This is a genomic window from Falsiroseomonas oryzae (genome assembly GCF_027856955.1).
GTDB classification, from domain to species: Bacteria; Pseudomonadota; Alphaproteobacteria; order Acetobacterales; family Acetobacteraceae; genus Falsiroseomonas; species Falsiroseomonas oryzae.
Genome location: NZ_JAPSMD010000757.1, coordinates 1 through 1467, shown reverse-complemented (window position 1 = coordinate 1467; position 1467 = coordinate 1). Strand labels below are relative to the sequence as shown.

1 pseudogene is annotated in these 1467 nt (G+C 77.2%); it reads left to right on the top strand.

Features of this window, described 5'->3' with window-relative positions:
- Positions 1 to 1293 (top strand): annotated as a pseudogene (locus OZN99_RS31400) (hypothetical protein); the annotation flags it as partial.
- Between the last annotated feature and the right edge of the window lie 174 nt (positions 1294 to 1467).

Sequence of the window (1467 nt, the reverse complement as noted above, 5' to 3'; positions counted from 1 at the left end):
GACGTCCGGCTCGACGCCGCGGCGAATGCCGTACAGGCCGTGCGCGGCAGCGCGGCGGGGCGCTTCGCGCTGCGCACCGGCACGGCGCTGACGGTGGACGGCGCGCTTGCCGCGCCGAGCATCGCGCTGACCGCGACGGGCCCGGTCGGGCAGGCAGCGGGCGCGACGATCACCACGGGCGCCACGACGCTCTCCGTCGTCTCCGGCGGCGACGTGCTGCTGGAGGACCCGTCCAACCTGATCCAGGCGCTGGCGGACAGCTCCGCCGGCGGCAGCTTCGCGCTGTTCACCGGCACGCCGCTGGCGCTGCGCGGCACCATCGAGGCGGGCGACACGCTGACGCTCCGCGCCACCGGCACGATGGCGCTGGACGGGGTGCGGCTCATCGTCCGCAACGCCGCGCTGCTGGCTTCGCCGGCTGGCTTTTCTGCGCCGGCGCCGAGCAGCTTCGCGGGCAACGACCCGACACGGCGGCCGGTGCTGGTGCTGGACAGCCGGCTGGCCGGCCTCGGCGCCCTGCCGGGCTTCGTGCAGGCGGACGACCCGACGCTGGCCGATGCGGCGCAGGCCACGCAGCTTCCGGGCTTCGGCAGCCCGACCGCGGGCGGCGCCGGCCCGATGGCGCTGTCGCTGGATGCGGGAAGCCAGCCGGTGTTCCTGCTGATGGATGGCGGCACCGCGACGGGTGACCTCGTCGCCGGCCGGCTCGGCCTGCGCGCCAGCGGCGGCAGCGCGGACCTCGCCGGCGCGATCGCGGGCGTGGCGGATGGCAGCGCGTCCCAGCTCGCCGCCATCGAGACGGTGCAGGCGACCTACCTGTTCAATGCCTGCGTGATCGGCCAGGCCTGCGGCGCGCCGCCACCGCCCCCGCCACCGCCACCACCGGTGCCGCCGACGACACCGCCAACGACGCCGCCGACGACATCGCCCGCCACGCCGCCCGCGCCACCGGCGCCGGGCCCAGTGGTGACGCCGGACGCCACCCCGGTGGCGCCCGCCCCGACGCCCGTGGCCACGCCCGATCCGGCCCCCTCTCCCGCGCCGACCCCGGGCCTCATCGCCGAGACGATCCTGCCGCTGCTGGTGCAGGAGATGCAGGTGGTCTCCGCCGCGACGGCGGCAATCAACACGACCGAAGAGGATGCCGAGACCGCCGCCGCGCGGCGCGGCGCCAGCCAGCTGCGCCCGCTCGGCTTCGTGCCGCCGGAGATCCCGAACACGCCGGTCCGTCCGCCGCCGGCGACGGTCGCCACCGATGTCGTGCTGCCCAACGCCGTCGCGCAGGATTTCTGAGATGCGCCGCGCCGCCCTCGCCCTGCTGGCCCTGCTGGTCGCCGCGTGCGATCCGGCACCACGCGAGGCCTATCTCGGCGGCACGCCGACGGGCGCCACCGTGCCCGAGCCCGCCGGCACCAATGCGCGGGGCGAGGCCTGCTTCGCCCGCCCCGGCACGCCGCCCGCGCTCTG